The following is a 26,637-nucleotide window of genomic DNA, read 5'->3' on the forward strand; positions in this document are numbered from 1 at the left end:
ACGCTGATCGTCACAACGCTCTGTGGGGGTGGTCGTGATGGATACCGACAAGAGGATCGACCCGCTCACCGGATCGCGAAGCCTGCCGGCAGGAGCGTTCCCCCTGTCTGCGGTGCAGCGCAGCATGTGGTTTGCGCAGCAACTTCACCCGACGGTCCCGTACTTCATCGCGCAGTACATCGAGTTCCACGGCGATTTGGACATGCAACTGCTCAGTCGCGCCGCGGTGGAGGCTGCCCACGAGTTCGAATCACCGTTTCTACGGTTGATGTACCCGGATGGGGAGCCCTGCCAGATCGTGGACTTCACAATCGACCCGGGCATCGACTACTTCGACTTCCGCGAGCGTGAGAACCCTCGGCAGGCTGCCTCGGAGTGGATGGACAACGATTACGCGACGACGCTCGATCTGACTCGCGATCGTCTCGTCGAGATGACAATTCTTCAAACTGGTGATCGGGATTACCTGTGGTACACCAGGATTCATCACGTCGCTCTCGACGGATACAGCGGTATGACGATCGTCAATCGGATTGCGGCGATCTACACCGCAGCCGTCGAAGGTCGAGAGCCTGCGGTGAACAAGGCGCTCGACGTCACGACGCTGTCCGAGCTCGACCAGAAGTACCGCGAATCGAGCCGATTCGAAGCCGACCGCGAGTACTGGGCCCAGCGTGTGTCGGGCGTCGAACACGGTTCGACGTTGGCCACCCGTGAGGGACCCCCGACTGCACGCAGTGAACTCGTCAGTGCCGCGATGTCGGCGAACAGCCTTGCTGCCTTGGACGAGTGGAATTCACGTTCCGGTGCAACTCCGGCCGCAGTGTTGATTTCGGCACTGGCGTGCTACCTGTCCCGCAGTACCGGCTACGACGACGTGCTGATCAACCTGCCGGTTTCCGCGAGGACGACGGCACCGCTGCAGCGGTCCGGCGGAATGCTGGTCAACGTCGCGCCGCTACACATCCACGTAAACCCGGACGAAAGTGTCGACGATCTGGTCGGGCGCGTGCAACTCGAACTTCTCGGTGCGCTTCGTCATCAGCGATGCAGCCTCGAGGACATCCGGCGTGATGCCGGTCTGACCGTCGGCGACGCGCGTCTGTCCGGCCCGATGATGAATGTGATGCTCTTCCGGCAGGAGATAACCCTCGGGCCACTGACCGGTGAGTATCACATCGTCACGTCGGGTCCGGTCGAGGATCTGCTGGTCAACGTGTACCAGAGCGGCGATCCGGCGCAGACGTTGATCGACTTTCGCGGAAACCCCAATCGCTACGGCCACGACGAACTGGCCGAGCACCACCGGGCGTTCACCGAGTTGGTCGCAGAACTGACAGCAGCACCGGCCGGTACGCCGATGAACCGGATTCATCCGGCAAGTGCCGAGGCAGGGGCGCGCAGTGCACAGCGCAGGGAACTCGAGCGGTTCTGGGCGAGATACCTGGGGGACTCCGACGAGGGCTCCACACTGGGCCTCGAGCGAATCGACGCCGAATCGGAGCCCACCGGTACGAATCGGCTGAGCGTCCCACTCGATCCCGCGGTCGCCGAACTTGCGCGCACGGAAGGCGTCTCCCTCTTTGCCGTTGTCCATGCCGCATTTGCTTCGTTGCTGTCGAGATCGACCGAGCGCCGGGACGTGCTGATCGGAACGAGGACCGAGTGGGGAACTTTGCCCCTGCGCTGCGAGGTCGATCCGGCGGCGCCGTTCGACGAGTTCGTGAGTTCTCTTGCTCGAGAACGCGATACGTTGTCGATTCGATCGGCGGCAGGTGTCCCCGCACTGCCCGAGTTGCACGTCCACCTCAACGACGGCTCGCAGGAGACCACGATTGCCGGCCTCGACGTGGCGATCGACGTCCACGCAGATACCGGCGCCCTCGAGGTTGCGTACTCCACGCAGCACTACGCCGAATCCACGGTCCGAGCCTTCCTCTCGCGACTGGTGCGGATCCTTGCAGGCGCAGCAGCAGCCCCGCGAACGCCGGTCGGAGACCTCGATCTCCTCGACGACTTCGAGCGTGAGTCCCTGGTACCGGCGCGGGGAGCGACCGCGTCCTCCCCGTTGACCCTCCCCGATATTCTCCGCCGGGCCTCGGCTGTGAACCCCGATGCCCCAGCGCTCGTTTTCGGTGATCGTGAGGTGAGCTACCGGGATCTCGACGCCGAGTCGAACACACTCGCCCGTGAACTGATCAACAGGGGAGTCGGCCCCGGCACCTATGTCGCCCTTGCGCTGTCGAGGTCTCTCGAATCGGTGACCGCGACGTGGGCGGTGGCCAAGACCGGCGGTGCCTTCCTCCCGATCGATCCGCACTACCCCGAGGATCGTATTCGGCACATGCTCACCGATTCGGGAGCTGTAGTCGGAATCAGTGTGGGGGAGCACCACGGCGGGCTCGCCGATTCGGTGGATTGGCTGCTCCTCGACGAACTGGACACCTCGCACCATTCCGATGCACCGGTCGACGACGCCGAGCGGCGTACGCGCCTGAGCTACGACGATCCGGCATACCTCATCTACACGTCCGGCTCCACTGGTGTCCCCAAAGGCGTCGTGGTCAGTCACCGCGGGCTGAGCAGCTTCGCCGACGAAGAACGAGTCAGGTTCGGAGTCGAACCTGGAGACCGCACCCTGCATTTCTCTTCGCCGAGCTTCGACGCTTCGGTCCTCGAACTCCTCCTTGCCTTCGGGGGCGCGGCAACGATGGTGATCGCGCCGCCCACCGTGTACGGCGGCGACGAACTGGCACAGGTGATGCGTATCGGACGGGTCACCCACGCTTTCGTCACCCCGGCCGCGCTGGCAACAGTCGATCCCGCCGGCCTACCGGATCTACGAGTGGTCGTGACCGGCGGCGACGCATGCTCACCCGCGCTGGTGGATCAGTGGTCACACGGACGCTCGATGTTCAACGCGTACGGACCGACCGAAACCACCGTCGTCGCCACTCTGACCGGACCGCTGAGCAGCGATGTTCCCGTCACCATCGGGAAGCCGATGCGCGGAGCCGCAACCGTCCTCCTGGACTCGCGGCTTCAACCGGTGCCGATCGGTGTCGCCGGCGAGCTCTATGTGAGCGGTGTCGGTTTGGCGCGCGGGTACCACGCGCGTGCCACGATTACGGCCGAACGATTTGTTGCCGACCCCAACGGTGTTGCGGGAGAGCGCATGTACCGCACGGGTGACCTCGCGCGGTGGAACGGCGAGGGTGAGCTGGAGTACCTCGGCCGGAGCGACTTCCAGATCAAGATCCGCGGTTTCCGCGTCGAGCTCGGCGAGATCGACGACGTGCTGCGCCGCCACCCGAGCGTCGCACAGGCAGTCACCGCCGGAGTTGCGGGCCCGAGTGGGGAAACACTGTTGGCGGCGTACGTCACGGCGGCTGCGGGCACAAACATCGACAACTCCGAGCTGGTCGCCCACGCGAGATCTTCGTTGGCAGCCCACATGGTTCCGGCGCGGATCGTCGTCCTCGACTCCATTCCGTTGACTCCGGCAGGAAAGATCGACAGGAAAGCGTTACCGGACATCGATTCTGTGGGCGGGTCGGCTGAATACCGTGCCCCCGAGACCTCGACCGAGAAGCGAATTTCGGCGGTGTTCTGCGATCTGCTCGGTATCACCCGGGCGGGAGCAGACGACAGTTTCTTCGACCTCGGCGGTGACTCGTTGATCGCGACCCGCGTCGTGTCGCGGGTCAACGGAGCTCTCGGAACGACGCTGAGCGTTCTCGACCTCTTCGAGGCGCCGACCGTCTCCGCTCTGGCAGCACGCGCCGACCTCGCGGACTCGCGGAACACACGTGCCCCGGCACTGACGCGTATCGATCGCCCTGACCGGATACCGGTATCTCTGGCGCAGCAACGAATGTGGCTGACCAATCAACTCGATCCGAGTTCGCCGGCGTACAACATTCCGATCGCGGTTTCGATGACCGGCGATCTCGACGTCGATGCACTGTTCACCGCGCTGCGGGACGTCATCGTTCGACACGAGATCTTGCGGACCGTTTTCCCCGAGAGTGCGCGTGGCCCCGTCCAGCACGTTCTCGGTGTGGACGAGATGTTCGATCATCTCGAGGTGGAAACGGTACCTGCCGCAGCGACCTCGGCGCGGGCGAGTGAGCTCGCGCGAGAGGGATTCGACGTCAGCGAATCGGTGCCGATCCGCGCGACTCTGCTCGAGGTGAACGAACGCGAGCACACCTTGGTCCTCGTCGTGCACCACATTGCAGCAGACGGCCTGTCGATGGCGCCGCTGGCTCGTGACGTGATGGTGGCGTACGCCTCGCGGGCGAGCGGACGCGTGCCGGCGTGGCTGCCACTCGAAGTGCAGTACGGCGATTTCAGCGAGTGGCAACGCGGAGCGCTCGGTGAAGCGTCCGACCCGGATTCGATTCTTGCCGAGCAGTTGCGGTTCTGGTCGCACACGCTCACCGAACGCGGTGAGCTCGCGGAACTGCCGATGGATCATCCGCGCCCTGCGGGTGTCTCGCTGCGCGGTGACGATCTCGATTTCCGGATCGACTCCGCGACGTACCGCCGGGTCGGCGAGATCGCGGCGCGCAGCGATGTCAGCGTGTTCATGGTGATCCACGCCGCGCTGGCCGTCCTGCTCAGCCGAGAATCCGGAGCGAACGACATCACGATCGGCACTCCGGTGGCCGGGCGGAGCGAGCGCGCTCTCGACGACGTCGTCGGAATGTTCGTCAACACGGTGGTGCTGAGGACGGTTCTCGAGGGGGGACTCACCTTCGGTGAAGTTCTCACCCGCGTCCGCGACGTCGACGTGGCGGCCTTGCAGCACACCGAAGTGCCGTACGACGTACTCGTCGAATCCCTCGCAGACAACCAGGCGCCGCTGTTCCAGGTGATGCTGGTGATGCAGGGCGCCGCTCCCACCGAGGTCACTTTGCCCGAGCTCGAGGTCACGGTCGACGAACTGTCGACGGGCGCGGCAAAGTTCGATCTTCAGGTCATTCTCACCGACCGCGGCGACCATATCGACGGCCAGTTGAACTACGCCAGCCAGCTTTTCGACTCGGACACCATGTCCGGCCTCGCTGATCGCTTCACGATGCTCCTCGACGCGGTAGCTGCCTACCCGGAATCCGTCGTCGGCGACGTCGATCTCACAGCTCCGGGCGAGGCGGAACTGGTCCTCGAGCGTTGGAATGCCACCGAACACGCCGTACCGATCACCACCCTCTCGGACCTGGTGGCGGAGCAGGCAGCCCGGACACCCGAGGGGGCCGCGCTGGTCTTCGGCGAGCGGACACTGACCTATGCGGAGTTCGACGCGAGGGTCGGTGAACTTGCCAGAACCCTCATTGCCCGCGGGGTCGGCCCGGACATGCGCGTCGCGGTGTCGATTCGACGGTCACCGGAACTACTCGTCGCGGTCCACGCCGTGATCCGTGCCGGTGCGGCATACGTCCCGGTGGATCCCGATCATCCCGCCGAGCGCATCGCGTACGTCTTCGACATCGCGGAACCGATCTGCGTGCTGAGCCGGCCCCAGGACCACGGCGCTTTTCCCGCGCGAGTCCCGATCGTGGACGTCGATCTCGATCGTCAGGTGTCCACGACGGCGCCGATCACCGACGCTGATCGGCTCGGACCCCTGCGCCCGGACAATGCTGCTTACGTGATCTTCACGTCCGGATCGACGGGTCGACCGAAAGGTGTTGCAGTATCACACCGTTCGATCGTCAATCGCCTGCTGTGGATGCAGGACACGTACCCCCTTCACGCGTCGGACGTGGTGCTGCACAAGACCCCGGTGACCTTCGACGTCTCGGTGTGGGAACTGTTCTGGCCCCTGCAGACCGGCGCGCAGTTGGTGATCGCGGAACCGGACGGGCACCGTGATCCCGGGTACCTGTCGGCGTTGATTGCCGACAGAGGCGTCACGACGGCGCACTTCGTTCCGTCGATGCTCGCGGAATTCGTCGCTGCCGCGACTGCCGGGCAGTGTGCGAGCCTGCGTCAGGTGTTCTGCAGCGGTGAAGCCCTCGCGCCTACCACTGCGGAGGCGTTCACCCGTCTGAGTTCTGCGGGACTGTTCAACCTGTACGGACCCACAGAGGCTGCCGTCGACGTCAGCGCCGCCGAATTCACCCCCGACATGACCGTCACCGTTCCCATCGGTGCGCCCGTGTGGAACACCCAGCTCTATGTCCTCGACGGGCGGCTGCATCCGGTTCCGGTCGGCGTTCACGGCGAGCTGTATCTGGCGGGAGTGCAACTGGCGCGTGGATACCTCGGGCGCAGCGATCTCACCGCCGACAGGTTCGTGGCCGACCCGTACGGCCCGTCTGGCACCCGGATGTACCGAACCGGTGATGTCGTCCGGTGGCGCGCCGACGGGCTGCTCGACTATGTCGGTCGACGCGATTTCCAGGTCAAGATCCGCGGCCAGCGCATCGAACTCGCCGAGGTCGAAGCAGCATTGCTCAGGCTGCCCGGTGTCGCGCAAGCTGCTGCTCTCGTCCATCACGACGACGTGGTCGGTGACAGTTTGGTCGGCTACGTCATCGCCGACACCGGCACTTCGATCGACACGGACGGCCTACGCACCGAGTTGAGAGGTCTCCTTCCGGCCTACATGGTTCCCGCTGTGGTCATCGCCCTCGACGTGTTCCCTCTCGGTTCGACCGGCAAGCTTGATCGGAAGGCTCTGCCCGCGCCCAGCTTCGACAGTTCGCAGACGTATCTGGCGCCGCGAACACCGCTCGAAGCGCAGTTGGCGGCGATCTTCGAGGAGCTTCTGGAATCCGGGGCAGTCGGTGTTCACGACAACTTCTTCGAGATCGGCGGAAACAGCCTCGTCGCTGCACGCGCTGTGGCGCGCGTGAACGATTCGCTGTCGTTGAACTTGTCGATCAGAGAGTTGTTCGACGCGCCGACCGTTGCGCAGTTGGCGGTCGAGTGCGCCACGGCACGAGGGGGACCGGCAGTCCTTCCGCTCGAGGCATTGCCGCGGCCACAGACGATCCCGCTGTCGCTGGCACAAAAGCGCATGTGGTTCGTCAATCAATTCGACGTCACGTCCGCGGCGTACAACGTCGCCATAGCGATCAGGCTGAGAGGCCGGTTGGAAGTTGCCGTGTTGGCGGGCGCGATCACCGACGTGCTTACTCGCCACGAATCGCTGCGCACGCTGTTTCCCATGGTCGAGGGAGTGCCGGCGCAGGTGATCGTCGAACCCGGTGAAGCGTTGGGCGCGCTGCCGGTTGTCGCCGCGAACGCCGAAGCGGTACTCGGGCAGATCGAACGTCTCACCTCGAGGGGCTTCGACGTCACGCAGGCTCCACCGATCAGGGCGGAACTGATCGAGGTCGACGAAGAAGATCACGTCCTGACCGTGGTCGTCCATCACATCTGCGCCGACGGATTCTCGATGGCACCGTTGGCGTTCGACGTGATGAGCGCGTACTCGGCAAGGCATCGAGGTGAGGCGCCCGACTGGTCTCCTCTTCCGGTCCAGTACGCGGACTTCGCCATCTGGCAGGAAAGGGCTCTCGGTCGGATCGACGAAGCGGACAGCACTCTTGCCGGTCAGCTCGAGTACTGGACACGTCAACTGGCGAGTGTTCCCGAACTTCTTGCGCTCCCCGCAGATCGACCGCGTCCGCGTGTGCAGGATCTCTCGGGCGGCGTCGTTCGATTCGACATCGATGCCGGCATCCACCGTCGTCTGAGCGAAACCGCGATCGAACACCGAAGCAGTATGTTCATGGCGGTACACGCCGCATACGCAGTGCTCGTGGCGAGATTGTCCGGCATGGAAGACATCACGATCGGCTCACCGATCGCCGGGCGCGGAAATGCCCTGCTGGATCCGATGGTCGGTATGTTCGTCGGCACGTTGGTCCTGCGCGCCGACGTCGACCCCGCCGCCTCGTTCACCGATCTGTTGGCCAGAGTTCGCAGCACCGACCTCGACGCCTTCGCTCACGCAGACGTCCCCTTCGAGCGCGTCGTCGATGCGCTGGCTCCGGAGCGGTCGACGTCGCATTCACCGTTGTTCCAGGTGATGCTGGAGTTCAAGAACACCACTCGGCCAGCAGTTAGTCTGACGGATTTGGACGTCGAGGTCCTCGAACTCGAATCCGCCGTCTCGAATTTCGATCTGCAACTCACGCTTGCCGAGACCTTCGACGACGACGGCCGGCCGGCCGGAATCGAGGCCGGGTTCACCTACGCCAGCGCCCTGTTCGACGAGTCGACCGTCGAAGGTTTCGCTCGATACCTGGTTCGGATTCTCGGTGCTGTCACCGAATCACCGCACACGCCGGTCGGCGACATCGATCTCGTGAGTGATCTCGACACGATTCGCGCCGTCGCACCGGAACTTCCCGAGCAGGTTCACTTCTCGACGTTGCTCGAGCGCAAGTACGTCGACGAACCGCAGAGGACTGCACTGATTTTCGGCGACCGCCATCTGACCTACTCCGATCTGGACCACCGCGCCAACCGGCTTGCACGACTGTTGATCAGCCGCGGGGTCGGTCCGGAATCCGTTGTCGCCCTGGCATTACCACGCTCACTGGAATCCGTGGTCGCGATCTGGGCGGTTGCCCGGTCCGGCGCTGCATTCGTACCCGTCGACCCGGCGTATCCCGTCGACCGCGTGCACCACATGATCAACGACTCGGGAGCGGGCGTCGTTCTCACCACCGCCGAGCATGTGGGTGTCGTCCCCGACGAGGCAGACGCCGTTCTGCTCGATCAGGCAAAGACACTCGCAACCCTCGAACAGATCGGTGATCAGCGGATAGGTGCCTCGGAGCTGCTGGCTGCGGTGTCCCTGGACAACCCGGCCTATGTCATCTACACCTCCGGTTCCACCGGCGTCCCCAAAGGCGTCATGGTCACTCACCGTGGGCTTTCGGCACTCGCCGAGCAGGAACGCAGTCGCTTCCGCGTCGAGTCGACCTCGCGCACGCTGCATTTCAGCTCACCGAGCTTCGACGCCTCGATTCTCGAACTCCTGATGGCTGTTGGTGCCGGGGCCACGATGGTCATCGCCCCACCGAGCATCATCGGCGGAACCGAACTGACGAGTCTGATCGCCGACCAGCACGTCACGCACGCCTTCATCACACCAGCCGCTCTGGCCACGGTCGATCCGAGCGGACTGAACGAGCTGGTGTGCATCGGAACCGGCGGCGACGTCTGCCCACCCGACCTCGTCGCCGCCTGGGTCAGCGATCACCGGATCATGATCAATGCCTACGGACCAACCGAATCGACGGTCGTCGCCAGCATCACCGAGCCGATGTCCCCGACCGATCGAGTGACGATCGGTCGCCCGTCGACAGGCATCAGCGCGTGGGTCCTCGACAATCGCCTGCACCGCGTCCCGGTCGGAGTGACGGGAGAGCTGTACGTCAGCGGCGACGGACTCGCCCGCGGTTACCGAAACCGCGCCGGCACGACCGCCGAACGATTCGTGCCCAATCCCGCGGGCAGTGCGGGCACACGGATGTACCGAACCGGTGACCTCGCCAGGTGGAACAAGAACGGCGAACTCGAGTACCAGGGTCGAGGCGATTTCCAGGTCAAGATTCGCGGATTCCGCATCGAACTCGGCGAGATCGAGGCAGTTCTGGCTCGCTATCCCGGCGTTGCACATTCCGTGGTGACCACGCTCGAACGTGACGGAGGCGCCGCACGGATCGTCGGATACGTCGTGCCTGCCAACGACGCTCAGACTGTGGATCCCGAGGCCGTCATCGCGTTCGCGGGCTCGGCTCTGGCCCCGTACATGGTTCCTGCGGTCGTGGTCGTTCTCGACGAACTGCCGATGACTGCCAACGGAAAGCTCGACCGCCGAGCCCTGCCGGTTCCCGACTTGCGAGCAACCCAGGCACGCTCGCGGGCCGCCGAATCCGATACCGAACGCACGCTGGCCGCCTTGTTCGTCGATGTCCTCGGTGTCGAATCGGTGGGCGTCGACGACTCGTTCTTCTCGATGGGCGGCGATTCGATCATGTCGATTCAGCTCGTCGCCCGTGCCCGCGATGCCGGGCTCGTCTTCACCCCGCGTGACGTCTTCGAGGTGAAATCGGTCGCCGGTCTTGCGGTTTTGCTGGCATCGACCAAGGACGACGAACCCGAGGTGCTCGAGGAACTTCCCGGAGACGGCGTGGGCCACGTGCCGTTGATGCCGGTGGCTCAGTGGTGGCTCGACCGGCTCGGCTCCGATCTCCGAGGTCTCGATTCGTTCTCCCAAGCGACTCTTCTCAACGCGCCGCACGGGCTTCACAGTGTGGAGCAGTTGACCGCGGCTCTTCAAGTTGTTCTCGATCGTCACGACATCCTTCGCGCACGCCTCGAGCTCGACGGCGAGCGCAGGCTTGTTGTCGGCGAGCCGGGATCTGTTGCAGCCGAGAATATTTGCCGGGTGATCGAGGTAGAGGCCGAGCCGGGCACCGCGGTGTTCGACGCGGCGATCGTCGACGCACTGGGCGGTGCGCGTCGAGAACTCGACCCCGGCCGGGGCGTGATGGTGCGGGTCGTCTGGTTGTCCGGCGTGCGCAACACCGGCCGGCTGCTCCTGGTGATCCACCACCTCGCCGTCGACGGTGTCTCCTGGCGCGTCCTCGTGCCGGAACTTGCGTCGGCTTTCCACCGCATCGATGCAGGCGAGGAACCGGAGCCGTCGTACTCGGGCACGTCGGTTCGTCGTTGGTCGCATGCGCTCCGCGACATCGCGCCCGATCGAAGAGTCGAATTGCCCCGGTGGCGTTCGATACTCGAAGGTGCCGACCCGCTGATCGGAACCCGGCCGCTGGACCCGCGGCTCGACACGTTCGATTCGGTCGGCCGAGTTGTCGCCGACGTACCCGTCGAACTGTCCGACACAGTCCTGACCACGCTTCCGGCGCTTTTCGGTGGATCAGTCAACGACGGTCTCGTTGCTGCTCTCGCACTGGCACTGACGCAGTGGAGGCAGGCACAGGGCATACGAACCGACAACGTGCTCATCTCGATGGAGGGCCACGGACGCGAAGCTCACGTGGTGCCCGGTGCGGACGTCCTGCACACGGTCGGCTGGTTCACCAGCGTCTTCCCGATGCGGATCGACCTGGCCGGCATCGACATCGCGGAAGTGATGAGCAGCGCCCCAGAGGCAGCGGTGGTGCTCAAGCGTGTCAAGGAAGAACTCTTGGGTGTTCCGGACAGCGGCATCGGCTACGGAGTTCTGCGTTACCTCGACGAGGTGGGTCGAGCGGAACTCGAAGACCTCCGCCAACCGCAGATCTCGTTCAACTATCTGGGCCGTTTCTCCGGCACCGAAGCAGGAGAGTCACTGGGGGACTGGGCACTGGCCCGGGACGTCGATCTGGAAGCGGCAGCGCGGTCCGAGATGCCAGTGGGTTCGGTCCTGGACGTCAACGTCGTCACCACCGAGATCTCGGGCGCACCGCACATCGGTGCCACTATCGCCTATCCCACCGGCGTGCTGGCAGAGCGCGATGCTCGCGCCATCGCCGACCTCTGGGTGCAGGCGTTGCGCGCGCTGGCCACCTATGCCGAACACAGCGAACGCGGGGGACTCACCCCGTCCGACATCGACCTGATCGACCTCGACCAGGATTCCATCGACCACCTCGAGCGCGAGTTCCCGACACTGACCGACGTCTGGTCCCTCTCACCGCTGCAATCCGGACTGCTCTTCCACGCCCGCTACGCCGAACACACAGTCGACGCGTACACCGTCCAACTCGCACTCGAACTCGACGGCGTCGACGCGTCCCGGTTGCACCGTGCCGCACAGGCACTGCTCGACAGACACGAGAACCTACGCGCGGCGTTCACGACCGATACCGGTGGACGATCGGTGCAGGTGATCAACGCAGACGTTGACGTGCCGTGGACCGAGATCGACATCTCTCCGTTGGCCCCCACCGAACAGGCGACCGAGATACGCGAGCTTCTCCATGCGGATCGGGTCCGCGGCTTCGACATGGCCACTCCGCCCCTGCTGCGGTTCCTGCTTCTGCGAACCGGTGACGACGCGTATCGGTTGATCCTGACCAACCACCACATCCTCCTCGACGGATGGTCGATGCCGCTGCTGGTCCGCGACCTACTGACGCTCTACGCGACAGACAGTGATCACAGTGCCATCCCACGCGTACACCCCTACCGGGACTATCTGAGCTGGATCAGCACTCGCGACGACAGCGTGTCGATCGAGGCCTGGGGCGAAGCACTCCGCGGACTCGACGACCCGACGCTGCTCACCGGAACTCACGCCGTCGACGAGGACGGCGCTACCTCACGCTCGACGACCACAGCGCTCGGAGAAGGTGAGACGGAACTTCTGCGTGGATTCGTCCGCTCCCGTGGCCTGACGACAGCCTCCTTGATCCAGGTGGCCTGGGGAATCGTGCTCGCCGAACTCCTCGGCCGCGACGACGTCGTCTTCGGTGGAACCGTCTCCGGCCGACCACCCCAGGTGTCCGGCGTCGAGTCGATGGTGGGTTTGTTCATCAACACCGTCCCCGTCCGAGTTCGCCTCGATCCGCGAGAGTCCCTGGCGGCGCTGTGCGTTCGCGTCCAAGCGGAACAGGCGCGGTTGTCCGATCACCATCATGTCGGGCTTTCGCATATCACTTCGGCTGTGGGGTCCGCTGCATCGTTCGACACGCTGACTGTGTTCGAGTCGTATCCCGTCGACCGCGGTGGACTCTCCTCCGGTACCGACATAGCCGGAATGCACGTTCTCGACGTCCACGACGCCGAGGATGCCGCGCACTATCCACTCGCGATCGTCGCCTCTGCGGCAGACGGGCGACTGCGGCTCAAATTCGAGTATTTCCCGGGAGTCCTGGGCGATCACGACATCGACGCGATCGCCGACCGGCTGCTCCGCACCCTCGAGCTGATCACCGCGCAACCGGATCTCCCGCTGGCGAAACTGCGCCTGATGCCGGATTCGCAAGTGCAGCAATTGGTTCCCGCGCGCGGCCGGCAGGGCCGCTCGGTCAGGACACTCGATCGCATCTTTTCGGACACCGCGAGCAGATTCCCCGAACGGGTCGCACTGTCCTGTGGTGAGAGAAAGATGACCTATCGAGAGCTGGACGAGGCGTCGAACCAGTGGGCGCGCGTGCTCATCTCGGAAGGCGCCGGCCCGGACTCACGGGTGGCGATCTGTGTGGAACGCTCCTTCGAATCCGTCGCAGCGGTCTGGGCGATCACCAAGACCGGCGCCGCCTTCGTGCCGATCGATCCTCGCTACCCGAGTGACCGGATCTCGTTCATGCTCGAGGACTCGGCATCCTCGCTCGGATTGACCACGGCTGCCCACAGACCCGGCGACGGCGGTGTGACGAAGTGGCTCGAACTCGACGACCCGACGAGCATCGCTCGGCTCTCCGGAGTATCCGCGGCGCCGCTACGCGAGGACGAGCGCCGGGGAACCCCGCGGTTGGAGAACACCGCCTACCTCATCTACACCTCGGGCTCGACCGGCCGACCCAAGGGCGTCGTCGTCACGCACACCGGTCTCGAGAACTTCGCCGACGAACAGCGTCATCGCTACGGTCTCACCGAGAATTCACGCGCACTGCATTTCGCCTCTCCGAGCTTCGACGCCTCCGTTCTCGAGTACCTGCTCGCCTTCGCCGTCGGCGGCGAACTGGTCGTAGCTCCCACCACCGTCTACGGAGGAACCGAACTGGCCGACGTTCTCCGCGAGGGACATGTCACCCACGCGTTCATCACGCCTGCAGCGCTGACGTCGGTGGATCCCGAGGGAATCGACGAACTGACCACCATCACGGTGGGCGGCGAGGCGCCCTCGGCGGACCTGGTGCGCACCTGGGCGCCGGGAAGATCGTTCGTCAACGTCTACGGACCCACCGAAACCACCATCTCCTGCAACCTCAGCGACCCCATCCCGGCCGGCGAGAAGGTCTATCTCGGACCGCCGAACCGCGGATTCAGCGAGGTCGTCCTCGATCGCAGACTTCAACCGGTGTCCGTCGGAGTTCCCGGCGAACTGTATGTCGCCGGAGTCGGACTCGCGCGCGGCTATCACGGGCGCTCACCACTGACGAGCGAACGATTTGTCGCCAACCCGTACGGCGAGCCGGGGGAGCGGATGTACCGCACGGGCGACGTGGTGCGCTGGCGCAGCGACCGCACCATCGAGTACCTCGGACGCAGCGACTTCCAGGTCAAGATCCGCGGCTTCCGTATCGAACTCGGCGAGGTCGACACGGCGTTGGGTCAGCTGCCCGGCGTGGAGTACGCGGTCACGTTGGCGGTGCGCGGACCCTCCGACGAGCAGGCCTTGGCGGCATATGTCGTCTGCGACGACGAACGCCGGGTGAGCGCCGAGGACATCCGGGCGGCGGCACGGGAGCTACTGCCGGCACACATGGTGCCCGCAAGCGTCGTCGTGCTCGACGAACTACCGCTGACCGGCGTCGGCAAGGTCGATCGGGCTGCTCTTCCGGCGCCTCGTTTCGACACCGATGCCGAGACACTCACTGGACCGGCCACCGAGTTGGAACGGCTGGTGGTGGGCGTTTTCGAGGACGTGCTCGGAGTGTCTCCGATCGGTATCGACACTCACTTCTTCGACGTCGGCGGAAACTCACTGACCGCGACCCGCGTCATCGCCCGCGTCAACGCACTTCTCGGCACCGACATCGGCGTTCGAGGACTGTTCGAGTCTCCGACAGTTCGGCAGCTCTCGCGTCTGGCGGAGAGCGTCGGCCGCGGAGAGAACCCCAGACCACCGTTGACTCGGCGATCCCGCCCGGACCCACTGCCCGTGTCACTGGCACAGAAGCGGATGTGGTTCCTCAACCAGTTCGACGTGACGTCCCCCGCCTACAACGTTCCCCTGGCAGTGCGCCTCGACGGCGATCTGGACTTCGCCGCATTGCAGGCCGCGGTAGCGGACGTACTGGGGCGCCACGAGAGCTTGCGGACGAAGTTCCCCTCGATCGACGGACAGCCGGTTCAGCAGGTGATGTCCAGCGACGAGGTCATGCCGATCCTGGAGCCGGAAATCGTCACTGCTGCCAGAGTGTCCGATCGAATCCTCGAGCTGGCCTCGGCAGGCTTCGACGCCTCGGCCGAAGTTCCGATCCGCTGCGCGGTCCTGCGCGTCGACGGGGACGAGCGCAGGCACGTACTCGTGATCGTCGTCCACCACATCGTCGCCGACGGGTTCTCGATGAACCCCCTCGCAGCGGACGTGGCAGCGGCTTACGCGGCCCGCAGTGCCGGCAGTGCGCCGAACTGGTCGGAACTGGCCGTGCAGTACGGCGACTTCGCTGTGTGGCAGCACGAAGTGCTCGGCTCCGAGGAAGATCCGGACTCGGCTCTGACCCGTCAGCTCGATTACTGGAAGGACCGACTCGCGGGACTGGGCGAGCCGATCGCGTTGCCGACGTCGTTCCCACGTCCGGCAAAGCCGTCCATGGTCGGTTCGGTCCACCGGTTCGCGGTATCGCCGCAGACCCATCGGGCGCTGACCGACCTGGCACGTGAGCACGGCACCACCATGTTCATGCTCATGCACGCAGCACTGGCGGTACTTGCGGCGCGCCTGGCCGGTACCGAGGACATCGCCATCGGAACACCCGTCGCCGGCCGCGGCGAGGCCGAACTCGATCACCTAGTCGGTATGTTCGTCAACACTCTCGTGCTGCGAACACAGATCACGCCCGACGCGTCGTTCGAGGACGTCCTCGCCCAGGTTCGCGAAGGCGACCTCGGCGCGTTCCAGCACACCGATTTGCCCTTCGAAAGGTTGGTCGACGCACTCGACCCGGAACGCTCGACTTCGCACACTCCGTTGTTCCAGATCCTCATCGAGTTCCGCAACAATGCACTCCCACAACTCGAATTGCCGGGGCTGTCGGTCTCGGGAGTCGAGTTCGACCTACCCGTCGCCAAGTTCGATCTGCAACTCTCGGTCACCGAGCGTTACGACGCGGATGGCGGAACGGATGGCATCGACGCCGAATTCATCTACGCCACAGACCTGTTCGACGGTGACTTGATCGATTCGTTCTCGCGCAGACTGCTCACCATCCTCGAGGCGGTCTCGCGAGAGCCGTCGACTCCTACCGGTGACATCGACGTCGTGGGCGCCGACGAGCGTCGACAGATGCTGACCGAGTGGAACACTCACGCCGAACCGGCTCCAGCGGACAACATCGCGGACCGATTCTTCGAGGCTGTTGCAGCACATCCGTCGTCGACCGCGGTCAACGACAGCGACGGCGCCATGACGTACGCCGAACTGGACGGGCGCGCTAACCGCCTGGCGCGGCTCCTGATCGGCCGCGGTATCGGTCCGGAATCCGTGGTGGCTGTTGCAATGCCCAGAACCACCGATCTCGTGCTGGCCCTCGTCGCCGTCATCAAAACCGGAGCGGCATACCTGCCGGTCGACATCACCTACCCGGCCGAGCGCATGCGGTTCCTCTTCGACGACGCGCGGCCGGTATGCCTGGTCACGACCGGAGACTTCCGAAGCGACCTACCTTCGGAGATCATCGAATCCGGCATAGACGTCGTCGAACTCGGATCGCCGGAGATCGCGGTACGCCTCGATCACTCCGCGCCCCATCGCATCACCGACGCGGACCGGACGACACCACTTCTGCCCGACGCGATCGCGTACATCATCTACACCTCCGGATCCACAGGGCGCCCCAAAGGTGTCCAGGTCAGCCACCGCAACGTGCTGACTCTGATGGACAACACCGCCCCGACGTTCGGGTTCGACGACACGGACGTGTGGACCATGTTCCACTCGTACGCATTCGACTTCTCCGTCTGGGAGCTGTGGGGGCCGCTGCTGCACGGGGGCCGGCTGGTCGTCGTCGACTACTACACGACCAGATCACCGGACATGTTCCACGAACTGCTCCGCAGGGAGCGAGTGACGGTGCTGAACCAAACACCCACCGCCTTCTACCAACTCGCCGAAGCCGACCGTGCGTACTCACCGAACGGCACGGATCCCGACCTTGCACTGCGCTACGTCGTCTTCGGTGGCGAAGCGCTCGACCTCGGGCAGTTACGCAAGTGGTACGACAGGCGGGCCGACACGGCTCCGACGTTGGTCAACATGTACGGGATCACCGAGACGACAGTGCACGTCAGTCGAATCGCACTCGACCGCAACGACAGCGAGCACGCGTCGGCGAGCATCATCGGGCGAGCAGTACCGGGATTGTCCGTCTACGTACTCGATCGGCGACTGAACTTGGTACCACCAGGTGTCGTCGGCGAAATGTACGTCGCCGGTGATCAGGTGACTCGGGGATACCTCGGGAAACCCGCATTGACTTCGGTGCGGTTCCTTCCCGATCCATTCGGTAGTTCGGGGGATCGAATGTATCGGAGCGGGGACCTGGCGAGGTGGAACGACGCGGGGCAGTTGGAGTACGTGGGCCGCAGTGATTTCCAGGTGAAGGTGCGTGGTTTCCGCATCGAACTCGGCGAGATCGAAGCCGCAATGCTCCGCTGCCCCGGCGTCGCTGCCTCGGTAGCACTTGTTCGAACGGAGGGAGCGTCACCGCGGATCGTCGGGTACGTGGTCGCCGAAACAGGCAGTACCGTCGATTCAGCGACGGTGACCGACTTCGTCGCCGCCGAACTCGCGGAGTACATGGTGCCCACCGCCATCGTCGTCCTCGAATCGCTTCCACTGACGGTCAACGGAAAGCTCGACCGACGCAGCCTCCCGGCTCCGGACTTCACCGTCACGGGAACAACCGAGGCGACGCGGGCGCCGGCCACCGCTACCGAAGCGGTCCTCGCGGACCTCTTCGCGGAGGTGCTGGGTCGGGGCAGTATCGGAGTGGACGATTCCTTCTTCGGTCTCGGCGGCGATTCGATCATGTCGATCCAACTCGTCTCACGGGCGAAGTCCGCAGGCCTCGTCTTCACTCCGCGGGACGTCTTCGAAGCGAAGACCGTGGCCGGCCTCACCAAAGTGCTCCTCATCGAATCATCGGAAACGGCACCGGTTCTCACGGAGCTACCCGGCGGGGGAGCCGGCCCGCTACCGCTCACGCCGATCATGGAGTGGCTCGTCGAACGCAGTCGCGGTGACCTGAGCACGATCCGCAGTTACAGCCAGAGCGCGCTGATCGCACTGCCCGCGGATGTCTCCGGCCCCGCGCTGGAACGAGCATTGCAAACGATCCTCGATCGTCACGACGTGCTGCGGGCGCGCCTGGACGCCGCGACTCACCAACTCGAGATCCGCGAGCCAGGGAGCATCACCGCCCCCGACATCCTGCGCCGAACCTCCATCGTGTCCACCAGCGGCGAAGAATTCGTCGCCGCTGCGGAAACCGCGATGCAGGACGCATCCAGCCGCCTCGATCCCGAACACGGGAAGATGATCAGCGCAGTCTGGTTGGATCCCGTCAGCTCGAACGGCAACCGGGCCGAAGCCGGACGGTTGCTCCTGGTCCTTCATCACCTCGCGGTCGACGGTGTGTCCTGGCGCATGCTCGTCCCGGGCCTGGTCACTGCTTATGCCTCGGCGTTCGACGGAGAAACACCCATACTTCCGCCGGGCGGAACGTCGATACGTCGCTGGGCGACAGCGCTCGCCGAGACCGCTGCGCAGCGACGCGACGAGATCGACCTGTGGTCGAGAATGCGGACCGACGAGCCATTGCTCGGGGCACGCGGGCTCGACCCAGCCGTCGATGTCGGAGCCACCGTCGACCGCGTCAGCGTCGACGTTCCGACCTCCGTGACCGAGAACGTCATCTCGACGGTGCCTCAGCATTTCGGAGGCTCGGTGAACGACGGACTGCTCGCTGCTCTCGCGATTGCCGTCACCGCCTGGCGTCGATCGCGCGGACAGCGCAGCGGGGACGTGCTCGTCAACCTCGAAGGGCACGGCCGCGAGGAGAACGCCGTACCGGGCGCCGACCTCTCGCGCACGGTCGGCTGGTTCACCACCTTGTTCCCCGTCCGGATCGATCTCACCGGACTCGATGTCGTCGATGCACTGGCCGGGGGATCAACCGCCGCCTCCGCCGTGAAACTCGTCAAGGAAACGCTGCTCGGCCTGCCCGACAACGGAATCGGGTTCGGCATCCTGAAGTACCTCGATCGAAACGAGGAACTTCGTGAGCTGCCCACGCCGCAGATCTCGTTCAACTACCTCGGACGATTTGCCGGCTCGGATCCCGAGCACGGCGAAGTGCCGTGGCTGCCGATCTCGGAAGTGACCCTCGACGAAGCGCACAGCGGCGAATTGGCCGCCGCGTCGGTGCTCGACATCAACGCCGTCACGACCGATACCGCACACGGTCCGATTCTGCGCGCTACGTGGTCCTTCCCCCGCGGCATTCTCAGCGAGGCCGAAGTCACCGAACTGGCGGAGCTCTGGACCCGAGCACTGGGCGCACTGAGTGAATACGTGGAGGAACACTCCGAGCGCGAGCTCACGCCCACCGATCTCGATCTCGTCACCGCGGATCAACAGAGCATCGAACAGCTCGAGCGCAGATTCCCCGACCTGACCGACATCTGGTCACTGTCACCTCTGCAGTCGGGCATGCTCTTCCACGCCCAGTTCGACGAAACCGAAATCGACCCGTACATGGTGCAACTGACCCTCGAGCTCGGGGGTCGGGTGGAGGCGCCGCGCCTGCGCCGCGCCGCGCAGGCCTTGGTTGATCGTCATCCGAGCCTGCGCGCGGGATTTGTCTCCGCACCGGGAGGGCGGGCACTGCAGGTGATCCGTTCCGGTGCCGACATCGGCTGGGCCGAGATCGACCTGTCCGGGGCCGAAGACAGTGAAGTCGCGTTCGGTCAACTGCTCGAACGCGATCGCGCTCATCGTTTCGACATGGAAACAGCCCCGCTGATCCGCTTCATGCTCGTGCGAATCGGACCGGACAAAGCACGCCTCGTCGTGACGAACCACCACATCCTGCTCGACGGCTGGTCCACCCCGCTGTTGCTTCGAGACCTGCTCACTCTCTACGCAACCGACGGTGACCCCGAGATTCTGCCCCGAGTTCAGTCGTATCGCGACTATCTCTCCTGGATCTCGAAGCAAGAACCCGAGACTTCGCTACGGGCGTGGCAAGAAGCGCTACGGGGCGTCGACACGTCCACCCACCTCTCGAGGGCAGACACCGCCGCCGAAACCGTGGCAAGTGAAATCCACTCGTACTCGCTGCCGACCGAACGAGCCGAGACTCTTCGGGCGTTCGCGCGAAGCCGCGGCCTGACCATGGCGACCCTGGTACAGGTGGCATGGGGAATCGTGCTCGCCGAACTTCTCGGACGCGACGACGTCGTCTTCGGCGGAACGGTCTCAGGACGCCCTCCACAGGTGCCCGGCGTGGAATCGATAGTCGGCCTGTTCATCAACACGGTGCCTGTCCGAGTCCGCCTCGACGCCCGAGAAACCCTCGCCGAAATGGCCATTCGCGTCCAATCCGAGCAAGCGTCATTGCTCGACCACCACCACATCGGACTGTCGGACATCGCCGGAGCAGTCGGCGCCGCCGGTTCCTTCGACACCCTGACGGTATTCGAGTCGTATCCCGTCGACGAGACAGCCCTGACCGCCGAAACCGACATCGCGGGAATGCACGTTCTCGGCATCGACGGACGCGACTCGGCGCACTATCCGATTGCCGTGGTGGCGTCCGAAAGTGACACGCTGAATCTGAAGATGGAGTACTTGCCGACGCACTTCTCCGCCCGCGAAGTCGCCAAGATCACCGAGCGCGTGGGCATCGTCCTCGGGCAACTCGCCTCGGCACCGGATCAGCCGCTGGCCCGTCTGCAGGTTCTCACGGAGTTCGAGAGCCGTGATCTTGCGCCGGTCTTCGGCTCCCCGGGGCGCTCCGCGCGAACGCTCCCAGAGATTCTCGCCGACGTCTCTGCCACCTATCCCGACCGCATCGCGCTCTCGGCCGGCAGCCGTTCCATGACCTACGCCGAACTGGACCGGCGCTCGAACCAGTTGGCCAGAGCCATGATTCGCCGCGGCGCCGGGCCCGAGACGTCGGTTGCCATCGGCATCGAAAGGTCCGTCGAATCCGTACTCGCGGTGTGGGCGGTGGCCAAGACCGGCGCAGCGTTCGTCCCCGTCGACCCCACCTATCCGGCTGACCGAATCGAACACATGCTCAGCGACTCCGAGGTGCTGTTCGGGTTGACCGTCGTCGACGCCATCGACACACTTCCACCCATCGTGTCCTGGTTGGTGCTCGGAGAAGAGGCATTCGACGACGACGTCGCCACCAGTTGCACGCTGCCGATCACCCAGGACGAACGGCGTGCACCGGTGGTCATGGACAACGCCGCCTACGTGGTCTACACCTCGGGATCCACCGGCCGACCCAAGGGAGTTGTCGTCACCCACACCGGACTCGACAGCTTCGCACTCGACCAGCAGCGTCGATTCCACGCAGATCACCACTCTCGAACCCTGCACTTCGCCACCCCCAGCTTCGACGGAGCCGTCTTCGAGTACCTGCAGGCATTCGGTGTCGGAGCCACCATGGTGATCGTCCCGACCGACATCTACGGCGGCGCCGAACTGGCAAGTCTCATCCGCCGCGAACACGTCACTCACGCGTTCGTCACCACGGCAGCGCTCGCCACCGTCGACCCGGCCGGCCTGGACGAGTTCCGGCACGTCGTCGTCGGGGGAGAGACACTACCGCCGCATCTCGTCGGCCTCTGGGCTCCCGGACGAGAATTCGTCAACGCCTACGGCCCGACCGAGACAACCGTCATGGCAGACATCAGCGAACCCATGACAGTGGGCGCACCCATCACGATCGGTGGACCGATCCGCGGCGTGCACGAGATGATCCTCGATTCGCGCCTGCAACCCGTACCCGTCGGAGCTCCCGGTGAGCTGTACATCGCCGGCATCGGCCTGGCTCGCGGATACCACCGGCGTCCCGGCCTGACCAGCGAGCGATTTGTCGCCGACCCCTTCGGCAAGCCAGGCGACCGGATGTACCGCACGGGCGACATCGTCTCCTGGCGAAGCGATCACACCATCGAATACGTCGGGCGTAGCGACTTCCAGGTCAAGATTCGCGGATTCCGCATCGAGCTCGGCGAGGTCGACGCCCAGATCACCGCAATGGCGAGTGTCACGAATTGCGTGACACTCGGCGTCGACGGACCGGCCGGCGCCACAGTTTTAGCGTCCTACCTCACCGTCGAGGAAGGATCGACGCTGACCGGGGCAGAGATCACCGCGCACCTCGCCGGACGTGTTCCCTCGCACATGGTTCCGGCCAGCATCATGATCGTCGACGAGCTACCGCGCACCGCGGTCGGCAAGCTCGATCGAAAAGCGTTGCCGACGCCGGAGTTCACCGGAACCGGTGTGGAATTCCGGGCGCCCGGCACCAGCCTCGAACGTCGGATCGCCGATGCGTTCATCGACGTACTCGGCGTCGAACGGGTCGGCGTCGACGACAATTTCTTCGAGCTCGGCGGCAACTCGCTGATCGCCACTCGCGTGGTCTCGCGGCTCAACTCCGCACTGAACATCGACGTCGGGGTGCGCGTGCTGTTCGAGGCACCGACGACGGCTCAGCTCGCCGAACGGCTCTCCAGCGCTGTCACTGCCGTCGGCGCTGTGCCGCTCACTCCCATGGAGCGCAGTGGCAGCGTCCCGCTCTCGTTGGCGCAGAAGCGCATGTGGTTCCTGAACCAATTCGACACACGCTCAGCCGCGTACAACATCCCACTAGCTGTTCGCCTTACCGGTGACCTCGACGTCACGGCCATGCAACAGGCCATCGCCGACGTCGTCGAGCGGCACGAAACACTGCGGACGGTGTTCCCCGCCGTCGGCGGCGATCCGATTCAGCAAGTGCTCACCGTCGACGAGGCAGTACCGCCGGTCCGTGAAATGACGTTGGGGGAGGACGAGCTCGCGGAGCGCATGCAACGACTCGCCACGACCGGCTTCGACGTGTCGGTGGACCTGCCGCTGCGCGTGGCACTGTTCCGACTCGACACCGCTGAACCCGTTCACATTCTGTTTGTCGTGGTCCATCACATCTGCGCCGACGGATCGTCGATGGCGCCGCTCGCACGCGACGTGATGACGGCCTACCTGGCGCGTACGGCAGGGACCGAGCCCACGTGGGCGCCACTCGAGGTGCAGTACGCAGACTTCACGTTGTGGCAGCATCGCGTCCTCGGATCGGAAGACGACCCGGAATCCGTCATCAGTCGCCAATTGCACTACTGGAGTGAGCAACTCGCCGGACTCGACGACGTCATCGCACTGCCCGCCGACCACCCGCGACCCGTGCAACAGACCTTCCACGGTGACCGATTCACCTTCGACATCGACGCGAACACCCACCGCGCCCTCGCGGACCTCACCAGGGCAAACGGTGTCACGATGTTCATGGCGCTGCACGGCGCGCTCGCAGTGCTGATGTCCAAGTTGTCGGGCGCCGACGAAGTCACCATCGGCACACCGATCGCCGGCCGAGGTCAGGCAGCGCTCGACCATCTCGTCGGAATGTTCGTCAACACACTGGTCCTGCGAACCAGCGTCGATCCCGACATCACGTTTGCCGACCTGTTGGAGCACGTCCGGGAAATCGACCTGGCCGCATTCCAGAACTCGGACCTGCCATTCGAACGGCTCGTCGACGTCATCAACCCAACCAGATCCACGTCGTACTCACCGTTGTTCCAGGTCGCCCTCGAACTTCAGAACAACGAACCCGCACATTTCCACCTACCCGGCCTCGACATCGACGGACTGACCGTGGAAACCAAATTCGCGAAGGAGGACCTGGAGCTGATCGTCGACGAGAAGTTCGACGAGTTCGGCATCCCGGCTGGGATGTCCGCAGCCTTCGACTTCGCAACCGATCTCTTCGAACCCGCCACCATTCGTCGGTTTGCCGACCGACTGCGCCTGATCCTGGACGCTGTCAGACGCGAACCCGCAACACGTATCGCCGACATCGGCATCCTCGGCGCCGACGAAACAGCTGCCCTGGTGCCGGCATCCGGTGCCGCCGCGACTCGAGCGCGGGTGTGGCCGGAGATCCTCGCCGAAGCAGTCGCCTCGAACCCGGATGCCCCAGCCCTCTCGAGTCGCGAGAGGTCGATGACCTACCGCGAGCTCGACGAGGAATCGACGAAGCTGGCGCGCGCGCTGTGTCGGCGCGGCGTCGGTCCCGAAGATTTTGTGGCGCTGGGTCTGCCGCGGTCCACCGCGGAGATCGTCGCGATCTGGGCGGTCACGAAAACCGGTGCAGCATTCTTGCCGGTCGACCCGAACTATCCCGACGATCGCATCAACCACATGCTCGACGATTCGCGGGCCGTACTCGGCATCACCGACGACGCTCACCGCAGTCAACTTCCCGACACGGTCGAGTGGATGGTCCTCGATGAAGCCGAGACCGTCGACGAGATCGACGCCCAGAGCGCAGCCGCGATCACCGATCGCGACCGCACGATCCCCTTGCATCACGGGCATCCCGCGTACCTGATCTACACCTCGGGTTCAACCGGGAAGCCGAAGGGCGTCATCGTCACCCACCTCGGGTTGTCAAACCTCAATGCCGAGGAACATCAGAGATTCAACGTCCAGCCCTATTCGCGGATCTCTCACCTGGCATCACCGAGCTTCGACGCCTCGGTCTTCGAACTCATGATGGCGTTCGGCAGCGGAGCGTGCCTGGTCGTCATCCCACCGACGGTCTTCGGCGGATCCGAGTTGGCCGAAATCTTTGCCGACGAACACGTCTCACACGCGTTCATCACTCCGACCGCGCTCAGCTCGATCGAAAGCTCCGCGCTACCCGAACTCCGCGTACTCGCAGTCGGCGGCGAAGCCTGCCCACCCGAACTCGTGGACATCTGGGGCCGCGACCGTCGCATGTTCAACGGATACGGACCCACCGAATCCACCATCCAGGCCAGCGTCAGTGAACCCATGCGGCCGGGCAAGGACATCAACATCGGACGACCGGCCATCGGCTTCGCCGGACTGGTCCTCGACGGGCACCTCAAGCCCGTGCCGGTGGGAGTCATCGGGGAGCTGTACGTGACCGGCCCCGGACTCGCCCGCGGATACCACAATCGTCCCGACCTCACCGCCGACCGATTTGTCGCCGATCCGTTCGGCGAACCAGGCCAGCGGATGTACCGCACGGGCGACCTGGTGCGCTGGCGCTCCGACAGCACCCTCGAATACCTGGGCCGCAGCGACTTCCAGATCAAAGTCCGCGGATTCCGCATCGAGCTCGGCGAAATCGACTCTGTCCTGATGGCACACCCATCCGTCTACTTCGCCGCCACACTCGGGCACGAAGCGCCGTCGGGGGAGACGATGATCGCCTCCTACATCCAGCCCGTGGAAGGACAGACCGTCGACGACTGGGAGCTTCGCCGCCATCTGTCTTCTCGCCTGCCCGCGCACATGGTTCCCGGCGCGATCGTCGTCGTCGACCGCATTCCGGTGACACCGGTCGGCAAGCTGGACCGCAAGGCACTGCCGACCCCGAGCTTCGAGCGACGCACGGTCCCGTACGCACCGCCGACAAACAACACCGAACGAACGGTCGTCGACATCTTCGAGACCGTGCTCGGGCACGAGCACATCGGCGTCGACGACGACTTCTTCGAACTGGGCGGAACGTCGATCGTGGCCACTCGCATCACCATCGAACTCGAGAAGCGTCTCGGGATGCGAGTGCCGTTGCAATCGCTTTTCCTGGATCCGACACCTGCCGGAGTCGCCCGGGCTGCCGACGGAATGGACGCACACTCGCCGGACGATTCGTCGGATCTTCTCGCCCCGATGATCACGCTGCGCGCCGGATCCGATCGTGCACCACTGTTCTTCGTCCATCCGGGTATCGGATTGTCCTGGGGTTACGCAGAATTCGTCAAGCATCTCGAGCTGGATCAACCCGTCTACGGTCTTCAGCTACCGTCCCTGAGCGGCGGGCCCAGCTTCGACTCGCTGACCGAACTCGCCGACGACTACGCGAATCGCATTGCAGCCGTGGCATCGACCGGCCCGATCCATCTGGCCGGCTGGTCGCTCGGCGGCGTGATCGCACACGCCGTGGCACACAGCCTCACTCGGAGCGGACGTGACGTGACTCTGTCGATACTCGACAGCTATCCGTCGTCGGATTCCGATCAGCCCGCAGAACTCTCGGTCTCCGAACTACTGGCCGGGCTCGCGATGCCGGCGGGATCCAAGACGGTCGAGACCTTCGAAGAAGCGGCGGAATTGCTGGAGCAGACCCTGGGTGCCGGAATCGGAATCGAAGCGGAGCATCTGGCGGGGATCAGTCGCGGTTACTCCCACTCCGTCGAATTGACGAATCGGCACCAACCGCCTGTCCACGTTGGAGCCATCGAGTTCTTCGTAGCCGGAAGATCTACGGAGAACGGACACGATGTCGCCGAATGGCGAAGGTTTGTGGAAGGGGACATCCGAGTCACCGTAGTCGATTGCGAACACAACCAGATGATCGAACCGGGTCCGGCGGCAACCATAGCTGTACGATTGCGAGAAGTTATCGCTCAGTGGGGTGTCTGAACCAGGTTCGACATGGGTATGAGTGAAACACACAGGGT

General features: G+C 64.6%; 1 protein-coding gene. It reads left to right on the plus strand.

Features of this window, described 5'->3' with window-relative positions; translation table 11 throughout:
* The first annotated feature begins 37 nt into the window (after positions 1-37).
* Entirely contained in the window at positions 38-26,599 is a 26,562-nt protein-coding gene (locus tag ATN37_RS08805) for a non-ribosomal peptide synthase/polyketide synthase (RefSeq protein WP_218695021.1), read from the plus strand.
* Positions 26,600-26,637 lie beyond the last annotated feature (38 nt).

The organism is Rhodococcus sp. MH15, from assembly GCF_019266045.1.
GTDB lineage: Bacteria > Actinomycetota > Actinomycetes > Mycobacteriales > Mycobacteriaceae > Rhodococcus_F > Rhodococcus_F qingshengii.

Bases quoted from the DNA above. Each gene is read 5' to 3' on its own strand.
- ATN37_RS08805 (WP_218695021.1), top strand. From the start codon at position 38: ATGGATACCGACAAGAGGATCGACCCGCTCACCGGATCGCGAAGCCTG.